Origin of the sequence: Pseudomonas sp. LRP2-20 (assembly GCF_024349685.1) — a bacterium.
Classification (GTDB): domain Bacteria; phylum Pseudomonadota; class Gammaproteobacteria; order Pseudomonadales; family Pseudomonadaceae; genus Aquipseudomonas.
On sequence record NZ_AP025944.1, the window covers coordinates 5,484,282 to 5,504,885 of the forward strand.

The 20,604-nt window shown below is 56.8% G+C and carries 34 protein-coding genes; all 34 read right to left on the reverse strand.

The features are described 5' to 3' along the window. Positions 1-15 precede the first annotated feature (15 nt). The 34 genes from bfr to rpsL all read right to left on the reverse strand — a co-directional run bounded on the left by bfr (position 16) and on the right by rpsL (position 20,433). Entirely contained in the window at positions 16-480 is a 465-nt protein-coding gene (gene bfr / locus OCX61_RS24645; protein ID WP_003257116.1) for a bacterioferritin, read from the reverse strand. A 163-nt stretch (positions 481-643) separates the two neighbouring features. Beyond that, the gene (locus tag OCX61_RS24650; RefSeq protein WP_261941770.1) at positions 644-2,083 is read right to left on the reverse strand and encodes a catalase; all 1,440 of its coding nucleotides are present in this window, start codon (positions 2,081-2,083) and stop codon (positions 644-646) included. 172 nt (positions 2,084-2,255) lie between these two features. Further along, positions 2,256-2,642, reverse strand: a complete 387-nt coding sequence (gene rplQ / locus OCX61_RS24655; RefSeq protein ID WP_003255451.1) for a 50S ribosomal protein L17 — start codon at positions 2,640-2,642, stop codon at positions 2,256-2,258. Positions 2,643-2,684: 42 nt separating this feature from the next. Beyond that, positions 2,685-3,686: a DNA-directed RNA polymerase subunit alpha gene (locus tag OCX61_RS24660; protein WP_003255452.1), complete on the reverse strand. Its 1,002-nt coding sequence runs from the start codon at positions 3,684-3,686 to the stop codon at positions 2,685-2,687. A 22-nt stretch (positions 3,687-3,708) separates the two neighbouring features. Continuing rightward, positions 3,709-4,329: a 30S ribosomal protein S4 gene (gene rpsD, locus OCX61_RS24665; protein WP_027917844.1), complete on the reverse strand. Its 621-nt coding sequence runs from the start codon at positions 4,327-4,329 to the stop codon at positions 3,709-3,711. A gap of 15 nt (positions 4,330-4,344) precedes the next feature. Further along, positions 4,345-4,734, reverse strand: a complete 390-nt coding sequence (rpsK, locus tag OCX61_RS24670; protein ID WP_003255454.1) for a 30S ribosomal protein S11 — start codon at positions 4,732-4,734, stop codon at positions 4,345-4,347. Positions 4,735-4,752: 18 nt separating this feature from the next. Continuing rightward, positions 4,753-5,109 (reverse strand): 30S ribosomal protein S13, encoded by a 357-nt coding sequence (gene rpsM, locus OCX61_RS24675; RefSeq protein WP_003255457.1) that lies wholly within the window; start codon positions 5,107-5,109, stop codon positions 4,753-4,755. 131 nt (positions 5,110-5,240) lie between these two features. After that, positions 5,241-5,357 carry a 50S ribosomal protein L36 gene (rpmJ, locus tag OCX61_RS24680; protein ID WP_002555468.1) on the reverse strand — a complete coding sequence of 39 codons (117 nt, stop codon included), beginning with the start codon at positions 5,355-5,357 and terminating at the stop codon, positions 5,241-5,243. 28 nt (positions 5,358-5,385) lie between these two features. Then, entirely contained in the window at positions 5,386-6,717 is a 1,332-nt protein-coding gene (gene secY, locus OCX61_RS24685) for a preprotein translocase subunit SecY (protein ID WP_016393394.1), read from the reverse strand. Next, positions 6,718-7,152, reverse strand: a complete 435-nt coding sequence (rplO, locus tag OCX61_RS24690; protein ID WP_023382625.1) for a 50S ribosomal protein L15 — start codon at positions 7,150-7,152, stop codon at positions 6,718-6,720. Positions 7,153-7,155: 3 nt separating this feature from the next. Beyond that, on the reverse strand, positions 7,156-7,332 hold the full coding sequence (gene rpmD, locus OCX61_RS24695) for a 50S ribosomal protein L30 (protein WP_003255463.1): 177 nt from the start codon (positions 7,330-7,332) through the stop codon (positions 7,156-7,158). A gap of 2 nt (positions 7,333-7,334) precedes the next feature. Continuing rightward, a complete protein-coding gene (gene rpsE, locus OCX61_RS24700; RefSeq protein WP_023382626.1) occupies positions 7,335-7,835 on the reverse strand; it encodes a 30S ribosomal protein S5 in 501 nt (166 codons plus the stop codon). Positions 7,836-7,838: 3 nt separating this feature from the next. Then, positions 7,839-8,189: a 50S ribosomal protein L18 gene (gene rplR, locus OCX61_RS24705; RefSeq protein ID WP_008089801.1), complete on the reverse strand. Its 351-nt coding sequence runs from the start codon at positions 8,187-8,189 to the stop codon at positions 7,839-7,841. 10 nt (positions 8,190-8,199) lie between these two features. Then, positions 8,200-8,733, reverse strand: a complete 534-nt coding sequence (gene rplF, locus OCX61_RS24710; RefSeq protein WP_261941771.1) for a 50S ribosomal protein L6 — start codon at positions 8,731-8,733, stop codon at positions 8,200-8,202. 12 nt (positions 8,734-8,745) lie between these two features. Further along, the gene (gene rpsH / locus OCX61_RS24715) at positions 8,746-9,138 is read right to left on the reverse strand and encodes a 30S ribosomal protein S8 (RefSeq protein WP_084857318.1); all 393 of its coding nucleotides are present in this window, start codon (positions 9,136-9,138) and stop codon (positions 8,746-8,748) included. 209 nt (positions 9,139-9,347) lie between these two features. Beyond that, entirely contained in the window at positions 9,348-9,653 is a 306-nt protein-coding gene (gene rpsN, locus OCX61_RS24720) for a 30S ribosomal protein S14 (RefSeq protein WP_003255472.1), read from the reverse strand. Positions 9,654-9,666: 13 nt separating this feature from the next. After that, positions 9,667-10,206, reverse strand: coding sequence for a 50S ribosomal protein L5 (gene rplE, locus OCX61_RS24725; RefSeq protein ID WP_012316517.1), 540 nt, complete (start codon positions 10,204-10,206; stop codon positions 9,667-9,669). Between the two features lie 20 nt (positions 10,207-10,226). Further along, a complete protein-coding gene (gene rplX, locus OCX61_RS24730; RefSeq protein WP_016715319.1) occupies positions 10,227-10,541 on the reverse strand; it encodes a 50S ribosomal protein L24 in 315 nt (104 codons plus the stop codon). An 11-nt stretch (positions 10,542-10,552) separates the two neighbouring features. Next, complete coding sequence (gene rplN, locus OCX61_RS24735; protein WP_008089810.1) at positions 10,553-10,921, reverse strand: 50S ribosomal protein L14; 369 nt, start codon at positions 10,919-10,921, stop codon at positions 10,553-10,555. A 23-nt stretch (positions 10,922-10,944) separates the two neighbouring features. Continuing rightward, positions 10,945-11,211, reverse strand: coding sequence for a 30S ribosomal protein S17 (rpsQ, locus tag OCX61_RS24740; RefSeq protein WP_008089812.1), 267 nt, complete (start codon positions 11,209-11,211; stop codon positions 10,945-10,947). Positions 11,212-11,213: 2 nt separating this feature from the next. Next, complete coding sequence (rpmC, locus tag OCX61_RS24745) at positions 11,214-11,405, reverse strand: 50S ribosomal protein L29 (RefSeq protein WP_002555481.1); 192 nt, start codon at positions 11,403-11,405, stop codon at positions 11,214-11,216. Next, entirely contained in the window at positions 11,405-11,818 is a 414-nt protein-coding gene (rplP, locus tag OCX61_RS24750; protein WP_003255479.1) for a 50S ribosomal protein L16, read from the reverse strand. The genes rpmC and rplP overlap by 1 nt, the downstream gene beginning before the upstream one ends. A gap of 12 nt (positions 11,819-11,830) precedes the next feature. Beyond that, positions 11,831-12,517 (reverse strand): 30S ribosomal protein S3, encoded by a 687-nt coding sequence (rpsC, locus tag OCX61_RS24755; protein WP_003255481.1) that lies wholly within the window; start codon positions 12,515-12,517, stop codon positions 11,831-11,833. A 13-nt stretch (positions 12,518-12,530) separates the two neighbouring features. Beyond that, on the reverse strand, positions 12,531-12,863 hold the full coding sequence (gene rplV, locus OCX61_RS24760) for a 50S ribosomal protein L22 (RefSeq protein WP_003103908.1): 333 nt from the start codon (positions 12,861-12,863) through the stop codon (positions 12,531-12,533). 11 nt (positions 12,864-12,874) lie between these two features. Then, on the reverse strand, positions 12,875-13,150 hold the full coding sequence (gene rpsS, locus OCX61_RS24765; RefSeq protein ID WP_003255482.1) for a 30S ribosomal protein S19: 276 nt from the start codon (positions 13,148-13,150) through the stop codon (positions 12,875-12,877). Between the two features lie 16 nt (positions 13,151-13,166). After that, a complete protein-coding gene (gene rplB / locus OCX61_RS24770; protein WP_003255483.1) occupies positions 13,167-13,991 on the reverse strand; it encodes a 50S ribosomal protein L2 in 825 nt (274 codons plus the stop codon). A gap of 14 nt (positions 13,992-14,005) precedes the next feature. After that, positions 14,006-14,305: a 50S ribosomal protein L23 gene (gene rplW / locus OCX61_RS24775; protein ID WP_003255484.1), complete on the reverse strand. Its 300-nt coding sequence runs from the start codon at positions 14,303-14,305 to the stop codon at positions 14,006-14,008. Further along, the gene (gene rplD / locus OCX61_RS24780) at positions 14,302-14,904 is read right to left on the reverse strand and encodes a 50S ribosomal protein L4 (RefSeq protein WP_027917846.1); all 603 of its coding nucleotides are present in this window, start codon (positions 14,902-14,904) and stop codon (positions 14,302-14,304) included. Before rplD ends, rplW begins: the two co-directional genes overlap by 4 nt. A gap of 12 nt (positions 14,905-14,916) precedes the next feature. Beyond that, positions 14,917-15,552 (reverse strand): 50S ribosomal protein L3, encoded by a 636-nt coding sequence (gene rplC / locus OCX61_RS24785; protein ID WP_003257089.1) that lies wholly within the window; start codon positions 15,550-15,552, stop codon positions 14,917-14,919. An 80-nt stretch (positions 15,553-15,632) separates the two neighbouring features. After that, on the reverse strand, positions 15,633-15,944 hold the full coding sequence (rpsJ, locus tag OCX61_RS24790) for a 30S ribosomal protein S10 (RefSeq protein WP_003186070.1): 312 nt from the start codon (positions 15,942-15,944) through the stop codon (positions 15,633-15,635). Between the two features lie 141 nt (positions 15,945-16,085). Then, a complete protein-coding gene (gene tuf / locus OCX61_RS24795) occupies positions 16,086-17,279 on the reverse strand; it encodes an elongation factor Tu (RefSeq protein WP_054881963.1) in 1,194 nt (397 codons plus the stop codon). A gap of 27 nt (positions 17,280-17,306) precedes the next feature. Continuing rightward, positions 17,307-19,454 (reverse strand): elongation factor G, encoded by a 2,148-nt coding sequence (gene fusA / locus OCX61_RS24800; RefSeq protein WP_261941772.1) that lies wholly within the window; start codon positions 19,452-19,454, stop codon positions 17,307-17,309. A 30-nt stretch (positions 19,455-19,484) separates the two neighbouring features. Next, positions 19,485-19,955, reverse strand: coding sequence for a 30S ribosomal protein S7 (gene rpsG, locus OCX61_RS24805; RefSeq protein ID WP_003246741.1), 471 nt, complete (start codon positions 19,953-19,955; stop codon positions 19,485-19,487). 106 nt (positions 19,956-20,061) lie between these two features. Next, complete coding sequence (gene rpsL / locus OCX61_RS24810) at positions 20,062-20,433, reverse strand: 30S ribosomal protein S12 (protein WP_003255492.1); 372 nt, start codon at positions 20,431-20,433, stop codon at positions 20,062-20,064. Positions 20,434-20,604 lie beyond the last annotated feature (171 nt).

Sequence of the window (20,604 nt, forward strand, 5' to 3'; positions counted from 1 at the left end):
GAACCTGTGGATAACTTACATCTGCGATTGCAGGTAGTTCTCCAGGCCAATGGCCTTGATCAGGCCCTGCTGCTTTTCCAGCCAGTAGGTGTGATCTTCTTCGGTATCGGCCAGCTGCGCGCGCAGGATGTCGCGGCTGATGTAGTCCTTGTGCAGTTCGCACAGCTCGATGCCTTTGCACAGTGCACCACGCACCTTGTACTCGAGCTTCAAATCGGCTTCGATCATTTCTGGCACGGTGCTGCCCACTTCCAGGTCGTCCGCACGCATGTCGGGAGTGCCTTCGAGCATGAGGATACGGCGCATCAGGGCATCGGCGTGCTGCGTCTCTTCTTCCATCTCGTGGTTGATACGCTCGTAGAGCTTGGACAAGCCCCAGTCTTCGTACATGCGCGAGTGAATGAAGTACTGGTCGCGTGCGGCCAGTTCGCCCTTCAGCAACGTGACGAGGTAGTTGATTACGTCCGGGTGACCTTGCATCGCCCTGCTTCTCCCTGTGAAAACGACTAATGCACATAGTGTGAACCAGCTTTTGCGCGCGGTCACTGAGAAACGCGCAATTAGAAGCAAAAAATCGGTTAAACAGTAGTGATATTCATTAAAAAACCACCCAAATGAGGGCGGTTCTCCTTATCACTTCGACTTAGGCGAGATTCACGCCCAACGCTTTGGCGATGCCTTCGCCGTAGGCCGGGTCGGCCTTGAAGAAGTACTGCAACTGGCGCTGAATCACGTCCTGGCTGACACCGGCCATGGTGCCGGCGATGTTGCTGATCAACAGTGCCTTCTGTTCATCGCTCATCAGGCGGAACAGCGCACCGGCGTGGCTGTAATAGTCATTGTCCTCGCGGTGATCGTGGCGATCTGCGGCGCCGCTCAGGGCCAGTGCAGGTTCCGCGTGGCGTGGCGACTGCTTCGGCGCATCGCTGTAGCTGTTGGGCTCATAGTTCGGCGCGCTGCCGTAGCTACCCATGGCCATTGAACCGTCACGCTGGTAGCTGTTAACCGGACTGCGCGGGGCGTTCACCGGCAGTTGCTGGTGATTGGTACCCACACGGTAGCGGTGCGCATCGGCGTAAGCGAATACGCGGCCCTGCAGCATGCGGTCAGGCGACAGGCCGACACCCGGGACCATGTTGCTCGGGCCGAACGTCGCCTGTTCCACTTCGGCGAAGTAGTTGAGCGGGTTGCGGTTGAGTTCCAGTACGCCGACTTCGATCAGCGGGAAGTCTTTCTGCGACCAGGTCTTGGTCACGTCGAACGGGTTCTCGTCGCGGCTGGCCGCCTCGGCCTCACTCATCGCCTGGATGCACACGGTCCAGCGCGGGAAATCACCACGCTCGATGGCCTCGAACAGGTCACGCTGGGCGTAATCCGGGTCGGTACCGGCCAGCCGTGCTGCATCGGCCGGGGCGAGGTTCTTGATGCCTTGTTGGGTCTTGAAGTGCCATTTGACCCAGGTGCGCTGGCCTTGGGCATTGATCAGGCTGTAGGTGTGGCTACCGAAGCCGTGCATGTGCCGGTAACCGTCCGGGATACCACGGTCGGAGAACAGGATGGTGACCTGGTGCAGGGCCTCGGGCGAGTGCGACCAGAAGTCCCACATCATCTGGGCGTTCTTCAGGTTGGTTTGCGGGTGGCGCTTCTGGGTGTGGATAAAATCCGGGAACTTGAGCGGGTCACGGATGAAGAACACGGGCGTATTGTTGCCAACGATGTCCCAGTTGCCTTCCTCGGTGTAGAACTTCACCGCAAAGCCACGTGGATCGCGCTCGGTATCCGCTGAGCCGCGCTCGCCGCCGACTGTCGAGAATCGCAAGAACGTCTCGGTCTGCTTGCCGATCTGCTCGAACAGCTTGGCGCTGGTATATGAGGTGATGTCGCGGGTAACGGTGAATGTGCCGTAGGCACCCGAACCCTTGGCGTGAACCCGGCGCTCAGGGATGTTCTCGCGATTGAAGTGGGCGAGCTTCTCGATCAGGTGGAAGTCATCGAGCAGCAGCGGGCCGCGTGGGCCGGCGGAGCGGGAATTCTGGTTGTCGGCTACAGGTGCACCGCTGGCGGTGGTGAGAATCTTGCTCATGGGCTCTCCTTATCGGTCTTCGAGTGCCGGCTAAACGGCTTGAGAAGGAGTATCGACGAGCGGTCATCTCAGGACAAATTAATTACCTGACTTGTATCAATAGAAATAAACAATACCTACGAATACAAAAAACCGGGCACTAGGCCCGGTTCTTTGTAGCAGACAGAACGTCTTACTCAGCAGCTTCTACAGCACCGCCGACCGGACGATCAACCAGCTCGACGTACGCCATAGGCGCGTTGTCGCCAGCGCGGAAACCGCACTTCAGGATGCGCAGGTAGCCGCCCTGACGGGTGGCGTAACGCTTGCCCAGGTCGTTGAACAGTTTGCCAACAGCGGACTTCGAACGGGTACGGTCGAAGGCCAGACGGCGGTTAGCAACGCTGTCTTCCTTGGCCAGGGTGATCAGCGGCTCGGCAACGCGGCGCAGTTCCTTGGCTTTCGGCAGGGTGGTTTTGATCAGCTCGTGCTCGATCAGCGACACTGCCATGTTCTGGAACATAGCCTTGCGGTGAGAGCTGGTACGGCTCAGGTGACGTCCACTTTTACGATGACGCATGATTCATTCCTTACCAAACACTACGTTCGGTGATTACGACGATCAGGCGGTCGCCTTGTCGTCTTTCTTAAGACTTGCAGGCGGCCAGTTGTCGAGGCGCATGCCGAGAGACAGACCACGAGAGGCCAGGACGTCCTTGATTTCAGTCAGGGACTTCTTACCCAGGTTAGGAGTCTTCAACAGCTCTACTTCGGTACGCTGAATCAGGTCGCCGATGTAGTAGATGTTCTCCGCCTTGAGGCAGTTGGCCGAACGTACAGTCAGTTCCAGGTCGTCAACCGGGCGCAGCAGGATCGGATCGATCTCGTCTTCCTGCTCGACTACGACAGGCTCACTGTCACCTTTGAGGTCGACGAACGCGGCCAGCTGCTGTTGCAGGATGGTCGCGGCGCGGCGGATAGCCTCTTCAGGATCCAGGGTGCCGTTGGTTTCCAGATCAATGACCAGCTTGTCCAGGTTGGTACGCTGTTCAACACGGGCGTTCTCGACCACATAGGCGATACGACGCACCGGGCTGAACGAAGCGTCCAGCTGCAGACGGCCAATGCTACGGCTTTCGTCTTCGTCGGTTTGACGGGAGTCAGCCGGCTCGTAACCGCGACCACGAGCTACAGTGAGCTTCATGTTCAGGGCGCCGTTGGACGCCAGGTTCGCGATTACGTGATCGGGGTTGACGATCTCGACATCGTGATCCAGCTGAATATCGGCAGCGGTAACCACCCCCGAACCCTTTTTCGACAAGGTCAGCGTAACTTCGTCACGACCGTGCAGTTTGATAGCCAGGCCTTTCAGGTTCAACAGGATTTCAATTACGTCTTCCTGAACACCTTCGATCGCGGAGTACTCGTGGAGTACGCCATCGATCTCGGCCTCGACTACTGCACAGCCAGGCATGGAGGACAACAGGATGCGGCGCAGCGCGTTGCCCAGGGTATGGCCGAAACCACGCTCGAGAGGCTCGAGCGTAATCTTGGCGCGGGTCGGACTGACTACCTGCACATCAATATGGCGGGGAGTCAGGAACTCATTTACCGAAATCTGCATGGATGCACCTATTTTCTAGCCCTTACTTGGAGTAGAGCTCGACAATCAGGTTTTCGTTGATGTCGGCAGACAGGTCGCCGCGAGCAGGAACGTTCTTGAAAACGCCCGACTTCTTAGCGGAATCTACGTCTACCCACTCAACGCGGCCACGCTGGGCGCACAGTTCAAGGGCTTGAACAATGCGCAGCTGGTTCAGCGACTTCTCGCGAACCGCGACCACGTCACCCGGACGAACTTGGTAGGATGGAATGTTTACAGTTTTACCGTTGACGCTGATCGCTTTGTGCGAAACCAGCTGACGGGACTCGGAACGAGTCGAGCCGAAGCCCATACGGTAAACGACGTTATCCAGACGGCACTCGAGCAGCTGCAGCAGGTTCTCACCGGTTGCGCCTTTTTTCGAGGCAGCAGCTTGGTAGTAACCGCGGAACTGACGCTCCAGAACACCGTAGATACGACGAACTTTTTGTTTCTCGCGCAGCTGGGTACCGTAGTCGGACTGACGGCCACGGCGCTGGCCGTGGATACCTGGGGCTGCTTCGATGTTGCACTTCGATTCCAGAGCGCGAACGCCGCTCTTCAGGAACAGGTCGGTGCCTTCACGACGAGACAGTTTGCATTTTGGACCAATGTAACGTGCCATTCTTCTGTCTCCTGATTACACGCGACGCTTCTTCGGCGGACGGCACCCGTTGTGCGGGATAGGCGTCACGTCGGTGATGCTGGCGATCTTGTAGCCGCAGCTGTTCAATGCACGAACGGCGGATTCACGACCTGGACCTGGGCCCTTGACGTTGACGTCGAGGTTCTTCAGACCATATTCCAGCGCAGCTTGACCAGCACGCTCAGCAGCAATCTGGGCTGCGAACGGGGTGGATTTGCGCGAACCACGGAAACCCGAACCACCGGAAGTAGCCCAGGACAGTGCGTTGCCCTGACGGTCGGTGATGGTCACGATGGTGTTGTTGAAAGAAGCGTGGATGTGGGCGATGCCATCAACCACTGTCTTTTTGACTTTCTTACGAGGACGAGCAGCAGGTTTTGCCATGTCTATATTCCTGGGCGATTACTTGCGGATCGGCTTACGCGGGCCCTTACGGGTGCGTGCGTTGGTCTTGGTGCGCTGACCGCGAACCGGCAGACCTTTACGATGACGCAGGCCGCGGTAGCAACCCAGGTCCATCAAGCGCTTGATCTTCATGTTGATGTCACGACGCAGGTCACCTTCGGTGGTGAACTTCGCGACTTCGCCACGCAGGGTTTCGATTTGCTCGTCGCTCAGATCCTTGATCTTAGCGGCTGGGTTGACACCAGCGTCTGCACAGATCTTCTGTGCAGTAGTGCGACCGACACCATAGATGTAGGTCAGCGAGATAACAGTATGCTTGTTATCTGGAATGTTGACGCCTGCAATACGGGCCATTCAGTGGGACTCCAATTGACAGCTACCTACGCCCCGGAAGCCAAGAAATAGGGCGCGAGATAATATCGCTGTAGAAACGAATAATCAACCCAGCAGCACACTAGCTGCTGGGTTTGAAGCGCAGATCACACTCAGCCTTGGCGCTGTTTGTGACGCGGTTCCGCGCTGCAGATCACTCGTACGACGCCTTCGCGACGGATGATCTTGCAGTTACGGCACAGCTTTTTCACCGATGCACGAACTTTCATTACCGACTCCTCGAACCTTAGGGGCGTATCAGCGCAGCAGACCGCTGCCACCGTAGCCTTTCAGGTTGGCTTTCTTCATCAGGGATTCGTACTGGTGCGAAACGAGGTGCGATTGTACTTGGGACATGAAGTCCATCACAACCACTACCACAATCAGCAACGAGGTCCCGCCAAGGTAGAACGGCACATTTGCTGCCACCACCAGGAACTGGGGCAGAAGGCAGACGGCCATCATGTAAAGAGCACCGAACATGGTCAGACGAGTCAGAACGCCATCAATGTAGCGTGCGGACTGCTCACCAGGACGGATACCCGGAATAAAGGCACCGGACTTCTTCAGGTTTTCCGCTACGTCTTTCGGGTTGAACATCAACGCTGTGTAGAAGAAGCAGAAGAAAATGATCCCTGCACTAAACAGCAGAATGTTCAACGGCTGACCAGGAGCGATCGACTGCGAGATGTCCTGCAGCCAGCCCATACCTTCGGACTGACCGAACCAGGCACCCAGCGAAGCCGGGAACAGCAGAATGCTGCTCGCGAAAATGGCCGGGATAACCCCCGCCATGTTCACCTTCAGCGGCAAGTGGCTGGTCTGCGCGGCGAAGACCTTGCGGCCCTGCTGACGCTTGGCGTAGTGAACAGCGATACGACGCTGACCACGCTCAATGAACACCACGAAACCGATGATCGCTACTGCAAGCAAACCGATTGCGACCAGGGCGAAAATATTGATATCGCCTGTGCGTGCAGACTCGAAAGACTGCCCGATTGCTCTCGGAAGACCGGCAACGATACCTGCGAAGATCAACATCGAGATACCGTTGCCCACACCGCGCTCGGTGATCTGCTCACCCAGCCACATCATGAACATCGCGCCTGCCACGAAGGTGGAGACAGCGACGACATAGAAGCCGAGGCCTACAGAAAACGCCACGCCCTGGTTGGCCAGGCCAATGGACATGCCAATGGCTTGAACCAGTGCCAGGATAACGGTGCCGTAGCGGGTGTACTGGCTGATCTTGCGACGGCCAGCTTCACCTTCCTTCTTCAACTGTTCCAGTTGCGGGCTGACCGCAGTCATCAGCTGCATGATGATCGATGCCGAGATGTACGGCATGATCCCCAGTGCAAAGATGCTCATGCGCTCGAGCGCGCCACCGGAAAACATGTTGAACAAGCTAAGAATGGTCCCCTCATTCTGCCGAAACAGATCCGCCAGACGGTCTGGATTGATGCCAGGAACCGGGATATGCGCACCTATCCGATAGACGATGATCGCCATGAACAGAAAGCGCAGACGAGCCCAGAGTTCCGACATCCCGCCCTTACCGAGCGAAGAGAGAGCACCTTGCTTAGCCATTTATTCCTCGAACTTGCCGCCAGCTGCTTCGATAGCCGCACGCGCACCCTTGGTGGCTGCGATACCCTTGATGGTGACTGCGCGAGTGACTTCGCCAGACAGCATGATTTTCACACGCTGTACGTTCTGGCCGATCACGTTGGCATCCTTCAGGGATTGCACGGATACCACGTCGCCTTCCACCTTGGCCAGCTCGGACAGACGCACTTCAGCGCGGTCCATGGCTTTCAGGGAAACGAAGCCGAACTTCGGCAGACGACGGTGCAGCGGCTGTTGACCGCCTTCGAAGCCAGGAGCGATCGAACCACCGGAACGGGAGGTCTGACCTTTGTGGCCACGGCCGCCGGTCTTACCCAGACCGCTACCGATACCACGACCTGGACGATGCTTCTCGCGACGGGAACCCGGCGCTGGACTCAGATCATTGAGTTTCATCGATTAACCCTCGACCTTCAGCATGTAGTAAGCCTTGTTGATCATCCCGCGGTTTTCGGGAGTATCCTGGACTTCTACAGTGTGACCGATGCGACGCAGACCCAGACCTTTAACGCACAGTTTGTGGTTAGGCAGGCGGCCCGAGACGCTCTTGATCAGCGTAACTTTTACGGTTGCCATGATTAGATGATCTCCTCAACGCTCTTGCCGCGCTTGGCAGCAATGGACTCAGGAGATTGCATGGCTTTCAGACCCTTGAAGGTGGCGTAAACCACGTTCACTGGGTTGGTCGAACCGTAGCACTTGGCCAGGACGTTCTGAACACCAGCAACTTCCAGGACGGCACGCATGGCGCCGCCGGCGATGATACCGGTACCTTCCGAGGCAGGCTGCATGTAAACCTTCGAGGCGCCGTGGGCGGCCTTGGTGGCGTACTGCAGGGTGGTGCCCTTCAGGTCAACCTGGATCATGTTGCGACGAGCAGCTTCCATGGCTTTCTGGATCGCGGCAGGTACTTCGCGCGACTTGCCACGGCCGAAACCAACGCGACCCTTGCCATCACCTACCACGGTCAGCGCGGTGAAGGTGAAGATACGGCCGCCTTTAACGGTTTTAGCTACGCGGTTAACTTGAACCAGCTTCTCGATGTAGCCTTCGTCGCGCTTTTGATCGTTATTTGCCATAACTTAGAACTCCAGCCCGCCTTCACGAGCAGCATCAGCCAGCGCTTTGACGCGGCCATGGTACTTGAAGCCGGAACGGTCAAAGGCAACTTGAGATACACCGGCGGCTTTCGCACGCTCAGCTACCAGCTTGCCAACCTTAGTGGCCGCGTCGATGTTGCCAGTGGCGCCATCACGCAGGTCTTTGTCCAAGGTCGAGGCGCTTGCCAGAACCTTGCTGCCGTCGGCCGAAATGACCTGGGCGTAGATGTGCTGCGAGGAGCGGAACACGCACAGGCGCACGACTTCGAGTTCGTGCATCTTGAGGCGTGCTTTGCGAGCGCGACGCAGTCGAGTAACTTTTTTGTCGGTCATTTGCTAGGCCCTACTTCTTCTTGGCTTCTTTACGACGGACTACTTCGTCCGCGTAACGTACACCCTTGCCCTTGTAAGGCTCTGGCGGACGGAACCCGCGGATTTCAGCGGCCACCTGACCTACCAGTTGCTTGTCGATACCCTTGATCAGGATGTCGGTCTGGCTAGGGGTTTCAGCGGTGATACCGGCTGGCAGTTCGTAGTCCACTGGGTGAGAGAAGCCCAGGGCCAGGTTCAGGACGGTGCCTTTGGCCTGTGCCTTGTAACCAACACCGACCAGCTGGAGCTTGCGCTCGAAGCCTTGGCTTACGCCTTGGACCATGTTGTTGACCAGGGCACGGGTAGTACCGGCCATGGCGCGAGCTTGCTGGTCACCATTGCGAGCGACGAAACGCAGCTCACCAGACTCTTCGGTAACTTCAACAGACGAGTGAACGTTCAGTTCGAGAGTGCCCTTGGCACCCTTAACCGAAAGCTGTTGGCCGGCGAACTTGACTTCGACGCCAGCAGGCAGCTTAACGGGGTTCTTAGCGACGCGAGACATGCCTATCTCCCCTTAGAACACTGTGCACAGAACTTCGCCGCCGACACCGGCAGCGCGCGCAGCGCGGTCAGTCATCACACCTTTGTTGGTGGAGACGATAGACACGCCCAGGCCGCCACGTACTTTTGGCAGATCTGCGACGGACTTGTACTGGCGCAGGCCTGGACGGCTGGAGCGCTTCAGTTCCTCGATGACCGGACGGCCTTCGAAGTACTTCAGTTCGATCGACAGGGAAGGCTTGGCCTCACCAGATACCTGGTAGCCAGCGATGTAACCTTCGTCCTTCAGAACTTTGGCAACCGCGACCTTCAGGGTAGAGGAAGGCATGCTTACGACGGACTTTTCAGCCATCTGGGCATTACGGATGCGAGTTAGCATGTCCGCTAACGGGTCCTGCATACTCATGGGCTAGATGCTCCTGATACAAGAAATATTAGCCTTGCGGCTATCACAACCACTCGAGCGGGCAGGGTAAAAAACCCAGGCTCGGGTGAGCCGGTCATTCTAGACACAAGGCAGAAACGAAACAAGCCCCACGAGGGGGCTTGTTTGTAGACGAGATCACCGGCGGTCGGAAGATTGCTCCCCTTCCGCCGGGACCCTGCCTGCAGCGATTACCAGGAGGCTTTGACCAGGCCTGGTACGTCACCGCGCATTGCAGCTTGACGCAGCATGTTACGGCCCAGGCCGAACTTACGGTATACACCGTGAGGACGACCGGTCAGGCGGCAACGGTTGCGCAGGCGCGAAGCGCTCGCGTCACGTGGCTGCTTCTGCAGAGCGACAACGGCAGCGAAACGCTCTTCTGGAGAGGCGTTCAGGTTGACGATGGTCGCTTTCAGCTCAGCACGCTTCTTGGCGAACTTGGCTACCGTGAGCTGACGCTTCAGCTCGCGGTTCTTCATGCTCTTCTTGGCCATTTTCCTACTCCAATCAGTTGCGGAACGGGAATTTGAATGCACGCAGCAGAGCGCGGCCTTCGTCATCCGAACGAGCAGTGGTGGTCAGGGTGATGTCCAAACCGCGCAGAGCATCGATCTTGTCGTAGTCGATTTCCGGGAAGATGATCTGCTCTTTCACGCCCATGCTGTAGTTGCCACGGCCATCGAAGGACTTGGCATTCAGGCCGCGGAAGTCGCGGACCCGAGGCAGGGAGATCGCCAGCAGGCGGTCCAGGAATTCGTACATTTTTTCGCGACGCAGGGTCACCTTGACACCGATCGGCCAGCCTTCACGGACTTTGAAGCCCGCGATGGATTTACGAGCGAAAGTCACAACCGGCTTTTGACCAGTGATCTTTTCCAGGTCGGCAACAGCGTGCTCGATGACTTTCTTGTCACCGATTGCTTCGCCCAGACCCATGTTCAGGGTGATCTTGGTAACGCGCGGAACTTCCATCACGTTCGACAGCTTAAGTTCTTCCTTAAGCTTGGGAGCGATTTCGTTCCGGTAAATCTCTTTCAGTCGTGCCATGGTCTTCTACCTAGCAGTGTTCAAGCATCAACCGCTTTTTGGGTCGACTTGAAGACACGAATTTTTTTACCGTCTTCTACTTTGAAACCAACGCGGTCAGCCTTGTTGGTTTCGCCATTGAAGATGGCAACGTTGGAAGCGTGCAGAGGCGCTTCTTTTTCGACGATACCGCCCTGAACGCCCGCCATCGGGTTAGGCTTGGTATGACGCTTGACCAGGTTCACACCACCAACGACCAGACGGTCATCAGCCAGAACCTTCAGCACCTTACCGCGCTTACCTTTGTCTTTGCCGGCGATCACGATGATCTCGTCGTCACGACGAATCTTTTGCATGTCGGATCTCCTTACAGCACTTCAGGGGCGAGCGAGACGATCTTCATGAACTTCTCAGTACGAAGTTCACGGGTCACTGGCCCGAAGATGCGAGTGCCGATCGGCTCTTGCTTGGTGTTCAGCAGAACAGCAGCGTTGCCGTCGAAACGAATGATGGAACCGTCAGCGCGACGTACACCGTGACGGGTACGGACGACAACAGCAGTCATCACCTGGCCTTTTTTGACCTTACCGCGCGGAATTGCTTCCTTGACGGTTACTTTGATGATGTCACCGATACCGGCGTAACGGCGGTGCGAACCGCCGAGCACCTTGATGCACATGACGCGACGAGCGCCGCTGTTATCGGCCACATCGAGCATGGATTGAGTCTGAATCATAAAATTTCTCCGACCCTTAGCCCTTAGACTTCAACAGCGCGTTCGAGGACTTCAACCAGTGCCCAGGACTTGGTCTTGGCCAGCGGACGGGTTTCGCGGATGGAAACCTTGTCGCCGATCTTGCACTGGTTGGATTCGTCGTGCGCGTGCAGCTTAGTCGAACGCTTAACGTATTTACCGTAGATCGGGTGCTTGACGCGACGCTCGATCAGAACGGTGATGGTCTTGTCCATTTTGTCGCTGACGACACGGCCAGTCAGCGTACGGACGGTTTTTTCAGCTTCAGCCATGATCACTTACCTGCCTGCTGGTTAAGCACAGTTTTCACGCGAGCGATGTCACGCTTAACTTGCGAGAGCAGGTGCGACTGCCCCAACTGGCCAGTTGCTTTCTGCATACGCAGATTGAACTGGTCGCGCAGCAAGCCGAGCAGTTGCTCATTCAGTTGCTGTGCAGATTTTTCACGAAGTTCATTCGCTTTCATCACATCACCGTCCGCTTAACAAAGGAGGTGGCGAGAGGCAGCTTTGCAGCAGCCAGGGCGAAAGCTTCGCGCGCCAGCTCTTCAGAAACACCCTCGATCTCGTACAGGACTTTGCCTGGCTGGATCTGGGCAACCCAGTATTCCACGGAACCCTTACCTTTACCCATACGAACCTCGAGAGGCTTCTTGGAGATCGGCTTGTCCGGGAACACACGGATCCAGATCTTACCGCCACGCTTAACGTGACGGGTCAGCGCACGACGTGCGGACTCGATCTGGCGGGCGGTGAGGCGACCGCGAGCAACAGCTTTCAGGGCGAATTCGCCGAAGCTGACTTTGCTACCGCGCAGTGCCAGACCACGGTTGTGGCCGGTCATCTGCTTGCGGAATTTTGTACGCTTTGGTTGCAACATTTGGCGTACCCCTTACTTAGCAGCTTTTTTACGAGGCGCTGGTGCTTGTGGTTTCAGTTCTTCTTGGCGACCACCAATAACTTCGCCTTTGAAGATCCAAACCTTCACACCGATCACACCGTAAGTGGTGTGAGCTTCGTAGGTGTTGTAGTCGATATCGGCACGCAGGGTGTGCAGCGGCACACGACCTTCGCGATACCACTCGGTACGAGCAATCTCAGCACCGCCGAGACGACCGCTCACCTGGATCTTGATGCCCTTGGCACCAATACGCATGGCGTTCTGTACGGCGCGCTTCATGGCGCGACGGAACATTACGCGGCGTTCCAGCTGCTGAGCTACGCTCTGCGCAACCAGCATAGCGTCGAGTTCCGGCTTGCGGATCTCTTCGATGTTGATGTGCACAGGCACACCCATCTGCTTGGTCAGGTCCTGACGCAGCTTCTCGACATCTTCACCTTTCTTCCCGATAACGATACCTGGACGAGCGGTGTGGATGGTGATGCGTGCAGTTTGAGCCGGACGATGAATATCGATACGGCTTACGGACGCGCTTTTTAGTTTGTCTTGGAGGTACTCACGCGTTTTCAGATCCTTCAACAGGTAATCTGCGTAAGTAGCACCGTCTGCGTACCAGACGGAGGTGTGCTCCTTGACGATTCCCAGGCGAATGCCAGTGGGATGTACTTTCTGACCCATCTGATCGACTCCGTTACTTGTCCGCAACCTTGACAGTGATATGGCAAGACCGCTTGACGATGCGATCAGCACGGCCTTTGGCACGTGGCATGATGCGCTTCAGCGAACGCCCTTCGTTGACGAAGACGGTGGAGACCTTCAGGTCATCAACGTCTGCGCCTTCGTTGTGTTCGGCGTTGGCTACGGCCGACTCGAGGACTTTCTTCATGATTTCAGCGGCTTTTTTGCTGCTGAAGGCCAACAGGTTGAGCGCTTCGCCCACCTTCTTCCCGCGGATCTGGTCGGCGACCAAGCGGGCTTTCTGGGCGGAGATGCGAGCGCCCGACAACTTAGCGGCTACTTCCATTTCCTTACCCCTTAACGCTTGGCTTTCTTGTCAGCCACGTGCCCGCGGTAGGTGCGGGTACCGGCGAACTCGCCCAGTTTGTGGCCGACCATGTCTTCGTTCACGAGAACTGGGACATGTTGACGACCGTTGTGTACCGCGATGGTCAGACCGACCATTTGTGGCAGGATCATCGAACGGCGCGACCAGGTTTTAACTGGCTTGCGATCGTTCTTCTCCACCGCCACTTCGACCTTCTTCAACAGGTGAAGATCGATAAAAGGACCTTTTTTCAGAGAACGTGGCACTGTCGTATCCCTCTAGTTACTTGCGACGACGGACGATCATGTTGTCGGTACGCTTATTACCGCGGGTCTTCGCACCCTTGGTTGGGAAGCCCCATGGCGATACCGGATGACGACCACCGGAGGTACGACCTTCACCACCACCATGTGGGTGGTCAACCGGGTTCATGGCAACGCCACGAACGGTTGGGCGAACGCCGCGCCAGCGTTTGGCACCAGCTTTACCCAGCGAACGCAGGCTGTGCTCGGAGTTCGAGACTTCGCCCAGGGTCGCACGGCACTCAGCCAGGACTTTACGCATTTCACCAGAGCGCAGACGCAGGGTCACGTAGACACCTTCACGAGCGATCAGCTGAGCCGAAGCACCAGCGGAACGTGCGATCTGAGCACCTTTACCCGGCTTCAGTTCGATGCCGTGAATGGTGCTACCTACTGGAATGTTGCGCAGCTGCAGGGAGTTACCGGCCTTGATTGGGGCCAGGGCACCTGCGATCAGCTGGTCGCCAGCGCTCACGCCTTTAGGGGCGATGATGTAGCGACGCTCACCGTCTGCGTAGCACAGCAGGGCGATGTGAGCAGTACGGTTTGGATCGTATTCGATACGCTCGACAGTGGCTGGAATGCCATCTTTGTCGTTGCGACGGAAGTCGACCAGACGGTAATGCTGCTTGTGACCACCACCAACGTGACGAGTGGTAATGCGGCCATTGTTGTTACGACCACCAGACTTCGATTTTTTCTCGATCAGCGGTGCGTGAGGAGCGCCTTTGTGCAGCTCCTTGTTGACCACCTTGACCACGAAACGGCGGCCAGGGGAAGTCGGTTTGCATTTAACGATTGCCATGATGCACCCCTTCCTTACTCAGCACTGCTGCTGAAATCGAGATCTTGGCCTGGCTGAAGGGAGACAATTGCCTTCTTCCAGTCATTACGCTTGCCCAGACCACGTGCGGTACGCTTGGTTTTACCCAGAACGTTAACAGTCGACACGTTTTCAACTTTTACGTTGAACAGGCCTTCGACAGCTTTCTTGATTTCCAGCTTGGTTGCATCGGTAGCAACCTTGAATACGAACTGGCCTTTTTTCTCAGCCAGAACGGTAGCCTTCTCGGAAACGTGCGGGCCAAGGAGGACTTTGAATACGCGTTCCTGGTTCATCCCAGCAGCTCCTCGAATTTCTTCACGGCCGAGACGGTGATCAACACCTTCTCGTATGCGATCAGACTGACCGGGTCGGAACCTTGAACGTCACGTACGTCGACGTGCGGCAGGTTGCGAGCAGCCAGGTACAGGTTCTGATCAACAGCGTCGGAAACGATCAGTACGTCGTTCAGACCCATGCCGTTCAGCTTGTTCAGCAGATCTTTGGTTTTCGGCGCTTCAACAGCGAAGTCCTGAACCACGACCAGACGGTCGCTACGCACCAGCTCAGCGAGGATGGAGCGCAGGGCTGCGCGGTACATCTTCTTGTTGAGCTTCTGCGAGTGATCTTGAGGACGAGCTGCGAAGGTTACACCACCGCCACGCCAGATCGGACCACGGGTGGTACCAGCACGAGCACGGCCAGTACCCTTCTGACGCCATGGGCGCTTACCGCCACCAGCCACGTCGGAACGGGTCTTTTGCTGCTTGGTGCCCTGACGGCCGCCGGCCATGTAGGCCACGACTGCTTGGTGTACCAGCGTCTCGTTGAATTCGCCACCGAAAGCCAGTTCGGAAACTTCGATCGCCTGAGCGTCATTTACATTAAGTTGCATGTCAGTATCCCCTTAACCGCGAGCCTTGACAGCTGGACGTACAACCACGTCGCCGCCAGTAGCGCCAGGAACGGCACCCTTGACGAGCAGCAGGTTGCGCTCAGCGTCTACGCGAACTACTTCCAGGGACTGAACAGTCACGCGCTCGGCGCCCATGTGACCGGACATTTTCTTGCCCTTGAACACACGACCAGGAGTCTGGCACTGGCCGATGGAACCTGGGACACGGTGCGACACGGAGTTACCGTGGGTGTTGTCCTGGCCACGGAAGTTCCAGCGCTTGATGGTACCGGCGAAGCCTTTACCTTTGGACTGACCAGTAACGTCTACCAGCTGGCCTGCAGTGAAGAGTTCAGCTTTGATCAGATCGCCAGCCTGGAAATCGCCTTCTTCAAGACGGAACTCCCAGACACCGCGACCAGCGGCAACGTTGGCCTTGGCGAAGTGGCCTGCCTGAGCGGCAGTCACACGCGAAGCACGACGCTCGCCGACAGTGACTTGCACTGCACGGTAGCCATCGGTTTCTTCAGTTTTGAACTGGGTGACACGATTCGGCTCGATCTCAATGACCGTGACCGGAATGGAGACACCTTCTTCGGTGAAAATGCGGGTCATACCGCACTTGCGACCGATTACACCAATAGTCATGTTGTAAACCTCATGAGTGTACGGGGCTTTCACCCGCTATGGCCGCCCATTTCAGAGCGTTACACGACTAGACCGAAGTCTTAGCCGAGGCTGATCTGTACTTCCACACCTGCCGCCAGATCAAGCTTCATCAGCGCATCAACGGTTTTATCCGTTGGCTGGACGATGTCCAGAACACGCTTATGAGTGCGGATCTCGTACTGGTCACGCGCGTCTTTGTTGACGTGCGGGGAGACCAGAACGGTGAAACGCTCTTTGCGGGTAGGCAGTGGAATAGGACCACGCACTTGTGCACCAGTACGTTTCGCGGTTTCCACGATTTCCTGGGTGGATTGGTCGATCAGGCGATGGTCGAAAGCCTTCAACCTGATACGGATTTGCTGATTTTGCATTGGATTTCAGACTCCAGGCTGTTCCCAACGGACGCACTACGCCCGCTAAAAGGAGGCGTGATTCTATAGACGCCCCCATTTAGTGTCAACCCAATAAAAAAAACCCCCGCTGAGCGGGGGTTTTTTCAATCGGTCGAGTGATTACTCGATGATTTTGGCTACGACGCCGGCGCCGACGGTACGACCGCCTTCACGGATAGCGAAGCGCAGACCGTCTTCCATTGCGATGGTCTTGATCAGGGTAACAGTCATCTGAATGTTGTCACCTGGCATTACCATTTCAACGCCTTCCGGCAGTTCGCAGTTACCGGTCACGTCAGTGGTACGGAAGTAGAACTGAGGACGGTAGCCTTTGAAGAACGGAGTGTGACGACCGCCTTCTTCCTTCGACAGAACGTAGACTTCTGCGGTGAACTTGGTGTGCGGCTTGACCGAACCTGGCTTGACCAGAACCTGGCCACGCTCAACGTCGTCACGCTTGGTACCACGCAGCAGAACACCGCAGTTCTCGCCAGCACGGCCTTCGTCCAGCAGCTTGCGGAACATCTCAACACCGGTGCAGGTGGTGGTGCTGGTGTCACGCAGACCAACGATTTCCAGCGGATCCTGAACGCGGACGATACCACGCTCGATACGGCCGGTAACAACGGTACCACGACCCGAGATCGAGAATACGTCTTCGATTGGCATCAGGAATGGCTGGTCGATGGCACGAACTGGCTCAGGGATGTAGGCATCCAGAGTCTCTACCAGCTTCTTGACAGCGGTAGTACCCATTTCGTTGTCGTCTTTGCCTTCCAGCGCCATACGAGCCGAACCGATGATGATCGGAGTGTCGTCGCCTGGGAAGTCGTAGGTGGACAGCAGGTCGCGAACTTCCATCTCGACCAGTTCCAGCAGCTCAGCGTCGTCTACCAGGTCAGCCTTGTTCAGGAAGACCACGATGTACGGAACGCCAACCTGACGGGACAGCAGGATGTGCTCACGGGTTTGTGGCATCGGACCATCGGCGGCCGAGCAAACCAGGATTGCGCCGTCCATCTGGGCAGCACCGGTGATCATGTTCTTCACGTAGTCAGCGTGACCTGGGCAGTCAACGTGAGCGTAGTGACGAATGTTCGAGTTGTACTCGACGTGAGCGGTGTTGATGGTGATACCGCGCGCTTTTTCTTCCGGAGCCGAGTCGATCTTGTCGAACTCAACGACGGCCGAACCGAAAACTTCGGAGCAGACGCGAGTCAGAGCTGCGGTCAGAGTGGTCTTACCGTGGTCAACGTGGCCGATGGTGCCGACGTTAACGTGGGGAAGGGAACGATCAAATTTTTCTTTAGCCACGACAGTGAACCTCTTGCCTAAAGGGGATTAGCCTTGTTTTTTAACGAGTGCTTCGACGATGTTCGACGGAGCTTCGGCGTATTTGGAGAATTCCATGGAGTAGCTTGCGCGACCCTGAGACATGGAACGAACGTCGGTTGCGTAACCGAACATTTCTCCGAGCGGAACTTCAGCGCGGACGACGCGGCCGGAGACCGACTCATCCATACCTTGTACCAGACCACGACGACGGTTCAGGTCACCCATCACGTCACCCAGGTAGTCTTCCGGGGTTACAACTTCGACCTTCATGATCGGCTCGAGAACCACGCCGCCGCCCTTCTGGGCCAGCTGCTTGGTTGCCATCGAAGCGGCGATCTTGAACGCCATTTCGTTGGAGTCGACGTCGTGGTACGAACCATCGAATACCGCGGCCTTCAGACCGATCAGAGGATAACCGGCAACAACGCCGTTTTTCATCTGCTCTTCGATACCCTTCTGGATCGCAGGGATGTATTCCTTCGGAATCACACCACCAACGACTTCGTTGGCGAACACCAGACCTTCGGTGATGTTGCCCTTGTCGTCCTGATCCGGCTCCGAGAAACGGATCCAGCAGTGACCGAACTGACCACGGCCGCCCGACTGACGAACGAACTTGCCTTCGATCTCGACGTTGGACTTGGTGATCTTCTCGCGGTACGAAACCTGCGGCTTACCGATGTTGGCTTCGACGTTGAACTCGCGCTTCATGCGGTCAACGAGGATGTCCAGGTGCAGCTCGCCCATACCGGAGATGATGGTCTGGCCGGTTTCTTCGTCGGTCTTGACGCGGAACGACGGGTCTTCCTGGGCCAGTTTGCCCAGTGCGATACCCATCTTCTCCTGGTCAGCCTTGGTTTTCGGCTCTACGGAGAGCGAAATTACCGGCTCAGGGAAGTCCATACGCTCGAGGATGATCGGCTTGTCGGCGTTGCACAGGGTGTCACCGGTGGTGACGTCCTTCATGCCGATCAGAGCAGCGATGTCGCCTGCACGTACTTCCTTGATTTCTTCACGCTGGTTGGCGTGCATCTGCACCATACGACCAACGCGCTCTTTCTTGCCCTTGACCGAGTTGATGACGGAGTCACCGGAGGTCAGGAAGCCCGAGTAAACGCGGACGAAGGTCAGAGTACCAACGAACGGGTCGGTGGCAATCTTGAACGCCAGAGCCGAGAACGGCTCGTCGTCGCTAGCGTGACGCTCGTCGTACTGCTCTGCAGTGACTTCATCCTTCGGCACTTCGGCCAGATCAGGGTGGATACCCTTGATCGCAGGAATTTCAGTCGGAGCAGGCAGGAAGTCGATGACGGCGTCGAGAACCAGGGGAACGCCCTTGTTCTTGAACGACGAACCGCAGACAGCCGGAACGATTTCGCTGGCCAGGGTGCGCGCGCGCAGGCCTGCCTTGATCTCTTCGACGGTCAGCTCACCTTCTTCAAGGTACTTGTTCATCAGCTCTTCGCTGGCTTCGGCGGCGGCTTCAACCATGTTGTTGCGCCATTCGTTAGCCAGGTCGACCAGCTCCGCAGGAATCTCTTCCTCGCGGTAGGTGGTACCTTTGTCGTCTTCGTTCCAGTAGATGGCTTTCATCTTGATCAGGTCGACCTGACCCTGGAAGTCGTCTTCAGCACCGATAGCCAGCTGGATCGGAACCGGGGTGTGACCCAGGCGGTTCTTGATCTGGCCGACAACGCGCAGGAAGTTGGCACCAGCACGGTCCATCTTGTTCACGTAGACAACACGTGGAACGCCGTACTTGTTGGCCTGACGCCATACGGTTTCGGACTGTGGCTCAACGCCGGAAGTACCGCAGAACACAACGACCGCGCCGTCGAGTACACGCAGCGAACGCTCTACTTCAATGGTGAAGTCAACGTGGCCGGGGGTATCGATGACGTTTACGCGGTAGTTGTCGTACTGACCACGGGAACCTTTCCAGAAGGTGGTAACGGCAGCGGAGGTAATGGTGATACCGCGCTCCTGCTCCTGCACCATCCAGTCGGTGGTCGCGGCGCCGTCATGCACCTCGCCCATCTTGTGGCTCAGACCTGTGTAGAACAGGATCCGCTCGGTAGTGGTAGTCTTGCCCGCGTCAACGTGGGCGCAGATACCGATGTTACGGTAGCGGTTAATTGCTGTAGTACGAGCCATAAAGCCCTCGCAAAATGATTGATGCTTGAATTAGAAGCGGTAGTGCGAGAACGCTTTGTTGGCTTCAGCCATACGGTGCACGTCTTCACGCTTCTTGACTGCAGCACCTTTGCCTTCGGCAGCATCCAGCAGCTCGCCGGCCAGACGCAGAGCCATCGACTTCTCGCCGCGCTTGCGGGCGTAGTCTACGAGCCAGCGCATTGCCAGAGCGTTACGACGGGATGGACGAACTTCAACCGGAACCTGGTAAGTGGCACCGCCGACACGGCGGGACTTTACTTCGACCAGCGGAGCGATGGCGTCGAGAGCTTTCTCGAAGATTTCCAGGGGGTCGCTGTTCTTGCGTGCTTTGACGGTATCCAGTGCACCGTAAACGATGCGCTCGGCTACAGCCTTCTTGCCGCTTTCCATCACGTGGTTCATGAACTTGGCGAGGATCTGCGATCCGTACTTCGGATCGTCAAGGATCTCACGTTTTGCTGCTACACGACGTCTTGGCATGATAAGCCCTCAAACGGTCTTCAGGTTAGCCCGGGACGTGGGTCTGCGACCCCTGCCCGACCTTACTCTTATCGACTCAAAAAAATGGATGTCTGCAAACGGCCGATTACTTCGGACGCTTGGTACCGTATTTCGAACGACCCTGGTTACGGCCTTTAACGCCCGAAGTATCCAGAGAGCCGCGAACGGTGTGGTAACGAACACCTGGCAAGTCTTTTACACGGCCGCCACGGATCAGGACGACGCTGTGCTCTTGCAGGTTGTGGCCTTCACCACCGATGTACGAGGAAACCTCGAAACCGTTGGTCAGACGCACACGGCATACTTTACGCAGTGCCGAGTTAGGTTTTTTCGGCGTGGTGGTGTACACGCGGGTGCACACGCCACGACGCTGCGGGCAGTTCTGCAGCGCAGGAACGTCGGACTTCTCGACCGAACGCTTACGCGGCTGACGTACCAGCTGGTTGATAGTTGCCATCTACTAGCTCCACTGATTGTCTTGCGACTCTATTGTCTTGCAAGAAAGCCAAAAATTGGCGAGACGGAGCCTCACCAAATTTAAGGGTACAAAAGTCTACGGAGGATCTTGCACCCAGTCAAGACGAGGCCCCGGCCCTCCTCGCCCGATCATCGGCAACATTTGATGTCA

What these genes read in the sequence shown, in the direction of transcription:
- bfr (WP_003257116.1), bottom strand. Translation starts at nt 480, where the DNA reads ATGCAAGGTCACCCGGACGTAATCAACTACCTCGTCACGTTGCTGAAG.
- OCX61_RS24650 (WP_261941770.1), bottom strand. Translation starts at nt 2,083, where the DNA reads ATGAGCAAGATTCTCACCACCGCCAGCGGTGCACCTGTAGCCGACAAC.
- rplQ (WP_003255451.1), bottom strand. Translation starts at nt 2,642, where the DNA reads ATGCGTCATCGTAAAAGTGGACGTCACCTGAGCCGTACCAGCTCTCAC.
- OCX61_RS24660 (WP_003255452.1), bottom strand. Translation starts at nt 3,686, where the DNA reads ATGCAGATTTCGGTAAATGAGTTCCTGACTCCCCGCCATATTGATGTG.
- rpsD (WP_027917844.1), bottom strand. Translation starts at nt 4,329, where the DNA reads ATGGCACGTTACATTGGTCCAAAATGCAAACTGTCTCGTCGTGAAGGC.
- rpsK (WP_003255454.1), bottom strand. Translation starts at nt 4,734, where the DNA reads ATGGCAAAACCTGCTGCTCGTCCTCGTAAGAAAGTCAAAAAGACAGTG.
- rpsM (WP_003255457.1), bottom strand. Translation starts at nt 5,109, where the DNA reads ATGGCCCGTATTGCAGGCGTCAACATTCCAGATAACAAGCATACTGTT.
- rpmJ (WP_002555468.1), bottom strand. Translation starts at nt 5,357, where the DNA reads ATGAAAGTTCGTGCATCGGTGAAAAAGCTGTGCCGTAACTGCAAGATC.
- secY (WP_016393394.1), bottom strand. Translation starts at nt 6,717, where the DNA reads ATGGCTAAGCAAGGTGCTCTCTCTTCGCTCGGTAAGGGCGGGATGTCG.
- rplO (WP_023382625.1), bottom strand. Translation starts at nt 7,152, where the DNA reads ATGAAACTCAATGATCTGAGTCCAGCGCCGGGTTCCCGTCGCGAGAAG.
- rpmD (WP_003255463.1), bottom strand. Translation starts at nt 7,332, where the DNA reads ATGGCAACCGTAAAAGTTACGCTGATCAAGAGCGTCTCGGGCCGCCTG.
- rpsE (WP_023382626.1), bottom strand. Translation starts at nt 7,835, where the DNA reads ATGGCAAATAACGATCAAAAGCGCGACGAAGGCTACATCGAGAAGCTG.
- rplR (WP_008089801.1), bottom strand. Translation starts at nt 8,189, where the DNA reads ATGACCGACAAAAAAGTTACTCGACTGCGTCGCGCTCGCAAAGCACGC.
- rplF (WP_261941771.1), bottom strand. Translation starts at nt 8,733, where the DNA reads ATGTCTCGCGTCGCTAAGAACCCCGTTAAGCTGCCTGCTGGCGTCGAA.
- rpsH (WP_084857318.1), bottom strand. Translation starts at nt 9,138, where the DNA reads ATGAGTATGCAGGACCCGTTAGCGGACATGCTAACTCGCATCCGTAAT.
- rpsN (WP_003255472.1), bottom strand. Translation starts at nt 9,653, where the DNA reads ATGGCCAAGAAGAGCATGAAGAACCGCGAGCTGAAGCGTCAGCTCACG.
- rplE (WP_012316517.1), bottom strand. Translation starts at nt 10,206, where the DNA reads ATGGCACGACTGAAAGAGATTTACCGGAACGAAATCGCTCCCAAGCTT.
- rplX (WP_016715319.1), bottom strand. Translation starts at nt 10,541, where the DNA reads ATGCAAAAGATTCGTCGTGACGACGAGATCATCGTGATCGCCGGCAAA.
- rplN (WP_008089810.1), bottom strand. Translation starts at nt 10,921, where the DNA reads ATGATTCAGACTCAATCCATGCTCGATGTGGCCGATAACAGCGGCGCT.
- rpsQ (WP_008089812.1), bottom strand. Translation starts at nt 11,211, where the DNA reads ATGGCTGAAGCTGAAAAAACCGTCCGTACGCTGACTGGCCGTGTCGTC.
- rpmC (WP_002555481.1), bottom strand. Translation starts at nt 11,405, where the DNA reads ATGAAAGCGAATGAACTTCGTGAAAAATCTGCACAGCAACTGAATGAG.
- rplP (WP_003255479.1), bottom strand. Translation starts at nt 11,818, where the DNA reads ATGTTGCAACCAAAGCGTACAAAATTCCGCAAGCAGATGACCGGCCAC.
- rpsC (WP_003255481.1), bottom strand. Translation starts at nt 12,517, where the DNA reads ATGGGTCAGAAAGTACATCCCACTGGCATTCGCCTGGGAATCGTCAAG.
- rplV (WP_003103908.1), bottom strand. Translation starts at nt 12,863, where the DNA reads ATGGAAGTAGCCGCTAAGTTGTCGGGCGCTCGCATCTCCGCCCAGAAA.
- rplB (WP_003255483.1), bottom strand. Translation starts at nt 13,991, where the DNA reads ATGGCAATCGTTAAATGCAAACCGACTTCCCCTGGCCGCCGTTTCGTG.
- rplW (WP_003255484.1), bottom strand. Translation starts at nt 14,305, where the DNA reads ATGAACCAGGAACGCGTATTCAAAGTCCTCCTTGGCCCGCACGTTTCC.
- rplD (WP_027917846.1), bottom strand. Translation starts at nt 14,904, where the DNA reads ATGCAACTTAATGTAAATGACGCTCAGGCGATCGAAGTTTCCGAACTG.
- rplC (WP_003257089.1), bottom strand. Translation starts at nt 15,552, where the DNA reads ATGACTATTGGTGTAATCGGTCGCAAGTGCGGTATGACCCGCATTTTC.
- rpsJ (WP_003186070.1), bottom strand. Translation starts at nt 15,944, where the DNA reads ATGCAAAATCAGCAAATCCGTATCAGGTTGAAGGCTTTCGACCATCGC.
- fusA (WP_261941772.1), bottom strand. Translation starts at nt 19,454, where the DNA reads ATGGCTCGTACTACAGCAATTAACCGCTACCGTAACATCGGTATCTGC.
- rpsG (WP_003246741.1), bottom strand. Translation starts at nt 19,955, where the DNA reads ATGCCAAGACGTCGTGTAGCAGCAAAACGTGAGATCCTTGACGATCCG.
- rpsL (WP_003255492.1), bottom strand. Translation starts at nt 20,433, where the DNA reads ATGGCAACTATCAACCAGCTGGTACGTCAGCCGCGTAAGCGTTCGGTC.